The sequence below is a fragment of the Streptomyces sp. NPDC086777 genome (assembly GCF_040702065.1).
In the GTDB taxonomy this organism is placed as follows: Bacteria; Actinomycetota; Actinomycetes; order Streptomycetales; family Streptomycetaceae; genus Streptomyces.
The window spans coordinates 1-4,096 of the sequence record NZ_JBFBJI010000094.1 but is presented as its reverse complement, the minus strand read 5'-3'; the positions used below and the strand labels follow the sequence as shown (position 1 = coordinate 4,096).

Here is a 4,096-nt window from a genome sequence, read left to right as displayed (position 1 = left end):
CGATGGCCGATCTGGCCTTCGTCGTCACCGTGCTCGCGGGTTTCGTGCTGGTGGCCCTCGTCGCCAAGGGGGTGACGAAGCTGTGACCGCCGAGAACATCGTCGGCCTCGTCGTGGCCGTCGCCCTGCTGGGCTATCTCGTCCTCGCCCTGATCTTCCCGGAGAGGTTCTGAGACACGACATGGGTCCCGTCCTTGCCGGCTTTCTCCAGCTGCTCGCGCTCATAGGCGCGCTGGCGCTCGCCTACATTCCCCTCGGCACCTACATGGCCAGGGTCTACTCCTCCGACAAGCACTGGCGCGTCGAGAAGTGGATCTACAGGGGCATCGGCGCCAACCCCGACACCGAGATGCGCTGGCCCGCCTATCTGCGCGGGGTCCTCGCGTTCTCGGCCGTCAGCGTCCTGTTCCTCTATCTGCTCCAGCGGCTGCAGGGCATCCTGCCCGGTTCGCTGGGCTTCGACTCGGTCGACCCGGCGCAGTCGTTCAACACGGCCGTCTCGTTCGTGACCAACACGAACTGGCAGTCGTACTACGGCGAGCAGACCATGGGTCACGTCGTGCAGACCGCGGGTCTGGCGGTGCAGAACTTCGTCTCCGCCGCCGTCGGCATCGCCGTCGCGGTGGCGCTGGTGCGCGGGTTCGCGCGCTCGCGCACCGGTGAGCTGGGCAACTTCTGGTCCGACCTGGTGCGCGGCACGATCCGCATCCTGGTTCCCGGCGCGGCGATCGCTGCGATCGTGCTGGTGGCGTGCGGGGCGATCCAGAACTTCTCCGGTATCCACGAGGTCGGCCAGTTCATGGGCGGCTCGCAGCAGTGGAACGGCGGTGCGGTCGCCTCCCAGGAGGCCATCAAGGAGTTCGGCACCAACGGCGGCGGCTACTTCAACGCCAACAGTGCCCACCCCTTCGAGAACCCCACCCCGTTCACCAACCTGTTCGAGATCTTCCTTCTGCTGGTGATCCCGTTCTCGCTGACCCGTACCTTCGGTGTGATGGTCGGCTCGGTGAAGCAGGGCTACGCGATCCTCGCCACCATGTTCACCATCTGGCTGGGCTTCGTCGCCCTGATGATGTGGACGGAGTTCGCCCACCACGGTGCGGCGCTCCAGGCCGCGGGCGGGGCGCTGGAGGGCAAGGAGGTCCGTTTCGGGGTCGGCTCCTCGTCGATCTTCGCGGTGTCGACCACGCTCACCTCGACCGGTGCGGTGGACTCCTTCCATTCCTCCTTCACCGGCCTCGGCGGCGGCATCACCATGCTCAGCATGATGCTGGGCGAGATCGCGCCCGGTGGTACCGGTTCCGGTCTCTACGGCATCCTGATCATGGCGGTCATCGCGGTGTTCATCGCCGGTCTGATGGTCGGCCGTACCCCCGAGTACCTGGGCAAGAAGATCGGCTCCCGTGAGATCAAGCTGGCGGCGATCTACATCCTGATCACCCCGGCCCTGGTGCTGATCTTCACGGCTGCTTCCATGGCGCTGCCGACCCCGCCGCACTCCATGCTCAACCCGGGCGCGCACGGGTTCTCCGAGGTCCTGTACGCCTTCACCTCGGCGGCGAACAACAACGGCTCGGCCTTCGCCGGCCTGAACGCGAACACCGACTGGTTCAACACCATGACCGGACTCGCGATGCTGCTGGGCCGCTTCCTGCCGATGGTGTTCGTGCTGGCGCTGGCCGGCTCGCTCGCCGAGCAGAAGCCGGTCCCGGTCACGGCCGGCACCCTGCGCACCGAGAAGCCGCTGTTCACCGGCCTGCTGGTCGGCGCGATCCTGATCATCACCGGTCTGACCTACTTCCCGGCCCTGGCGCTGGGCCCGCTGGCCGAGGGGCTGGCGTCATGACCACCCGTATAGAGAAGTCAGAGGACTCGATGTCCACAGCCACCCCGACCCGGGCGCCGCACAGCGACGTCCCCACCGGGCACAAGCCGGCCGAAGGCCGTGTCGGTGCGGGCCTGTTCGATCCCAAGCAGCTGGTCAAGTCGCTGCCGGACGCCTGCCGCAAGCTCGACCCGCGGGTGATGGTCAAGTCGCCCGTGATGTTCGTGGTGTGGGTCGGCTCGGTCCTGACCACGGTCTTCTCCTTCAAGGACCCGGGCGACTGGTTCGGCTGGACCATCAGTGCCTGGCTGTGGCTGACCGTGATCTTCGCGAACCTCGCGGAGGCGGTCGCCGAGGGCCGCGGCAAGGCCCAGGCCGACACCCTGCGCAAGGCCAAGACCGACACCGTCGCCCGGCGGCTGACCGGTTCCACCGAGGAGCAGGTGCCCGGCACCGAGCTGAGGATCGGCGACCTGGTCGTCTGCGAGGCCGGCGACGTCATCCCCGGTGACGGCGACGTCGTCGAGGGTGTCGCCTCCGTCGACGAGTCGGCGATCACCGGTGAGTCGGCGCCGGTCATCCGCGAGTCCGGAGGTGACCGCAGCGCGGTGACCGGCGGCACGAAGGTGCTCTCCGACCGGATCGTCATCAAGATCACGACGAAGCCGGGCGAGACCTTCATCGACCGGATGATCAGCCTCGTCGAGGGCGCGGCCCGGCAGAAGACCCCGAACGAGATCGCGCTGAACATCCTGCTCGCCTCGCTGACCATCGTCTTCCTGCTGGCCGTCGCCACCCTCCCGCCGTTCGCCGACTACGCGGGCACCCACCTGACGATGGTCGTGCTGGTCGCCCTCCTGGTCTGCCTCATCCCGACCACGATCGGCGCCCTGCTCTCCGCGATCGGCATCGCCGGCATGGACCGGCTGGTCCAGCGCAACGTCCTCGCCATGTCCGGGCGTGCGGTGGAGGCCGCGGGTGACGTCTCCACGCTGCTGCTCGACAAGACCGGCACCATCACCCTGGGCAACCGTCAGGCGTCCGAGTTCGTGCCGGTCAGCGGTACGACGGAGGCCGAGGTGGCCGATGCCGCCCAGCTGTCGTCGCTGGCCGACGAGACGCCCGAGGGCCGCTCGATCGTCGTGCTGGCGAAGGAGAGGTACGGGCTGCGCGAGCGGCACCAGGGCGAGCTGGCGCATGCCGAGTGGATCGCCTTCACCGCCCAGACCCGGATGTCGGGTGTGGACGTCGACGGACGCAAGATCCGCAAGGGTGCGACCGGCTCGGTCATCGCCTGGGTCCGCGAGCAGGGCGGCACCGTCGCCGAGGACGCGGACACGCTTTCCAGCGCCATCTCGCAGGCGGGCGGCACGCCGCTGCTGGTCGCCGTCAAGGACGGCCAGGGTGCCCGCGTGCTCGGCGTCATCCACCTCAAGGACGTCGTCAAGGAGGGCATGCGCGAGCGGTTCGAGGAACTGCGCCGGATGGGCATCAAGACCGTCATGATCACGGGTGACAACCCGCTGACCGCGCGGGCGATCGCCGAGGAGGCGGGCGTCGACGACTTCCTCGCCGAGGCCACCCCCGAGGACAAGATGGCCCTCATCAAGCGGGAGCAGGCCGGCGGCAAGCTGGTCGCGATGACCGGTGACGGCACGAACGACGCGCCCGCGCTGGCCCAGGCGGACGTCGGCGTGGCGATGAACACGGGTACGTCGGCCGCCAAGGAGGCCGGCAACATGGTCGACCTCGACTCCAACCCGACCAAGCTCATCGAGATCGTCGAGATCGGCAAGCAGCTGCTGATCACCCGGGGTGCGCTGACCACGTTCTCCATCGCCAACGACGTCGCGAAGTACTTCGCGATCATCCCGGCGCTGTTCGCGGCGGTCTACCCGGGCCTGGACAAGCTCAACATCATGGGCCTGTCCTCGCCGGACTCCGCGATCCTGTCGGCCGTCATCTTCAACGCGCTGATCATCATCGCGCTGGTGCCGCTCTCCCTGAAGGGCGTGCAGTACCGGCCGGTGAGCGCCGACAAGATGCTGCGGCGCAACCTGACGATCTACGGCATCGGCGGGCTGATCGCGCCCTTCATCGGCATCAAGATCATCGACCTGCTCATCTCCCTCATCCCCGGGCTGTAATTTCTTGAAAGCGTGCTGATCGCGATGAACAACTCCGTATCCAACACAGCCCGGTTGCTCGGGGCGGGGCTGCGGGCGCTGCTGGTGCTGACCCTGGTGACGGGCGTGGTCTACCCGCTGGTCGT

At 67.8% G+C, this 4,096-nt stretch carries 3 protein-coding genes; all 3 read left to right on the top strand.

Translation table 11 applies throughout. The annotated features are described in order from the left end of the window. Positions 1-82: 82 nt before the first annotated feature. Genes kdpF through kdpB form a run of 3 tightly spaced genes read left to right on the top strand, consistent with a single transcriptional unit; the run spans position 83 to position 3,971 of the window. Positions 83-172 carry a K(+)-transporting ATPase subunit F gene (gene kdpF, locus AB0472_RS45890; RefSeq protein ID WP_016434100.1) on the top strand — a complete coding sequence of 30 codons (90 nt, stop codon included), beginning with the start codon at positions 83-85 and terminating at the stop codon, positions 170-172. A gap of 8 nt (positions 173-180) precedes the next feature. Then, the gene (kdpA, locus tag AB0472_RS45885) at positions 181-1,845 is read left to right on the top strand and encodes a potassium-transporting ATPase subunit KdpA (protein ID WP_366365644.1); all 1,665 of its coding nucleotides are present in this window, start codon (positions 181-183) and stop codon (positions 1,843-1,845) included. After that, entirely contained in the window at positions 1,842-3,971 is a 2,130-nt protein-coding gene (gene kdpB / locus AB0472_RS45880; RefSeq protein WP_366365642.1) for a potassium-transporting ATPase subunit KdpB, read from the top strand. Before kdpA ends, kdpB begins: the two co-directional genes overlap by 4 nt. The last annotated feature ends 125 nt before the right edge of the window (positions 3,972-4,096 follow it).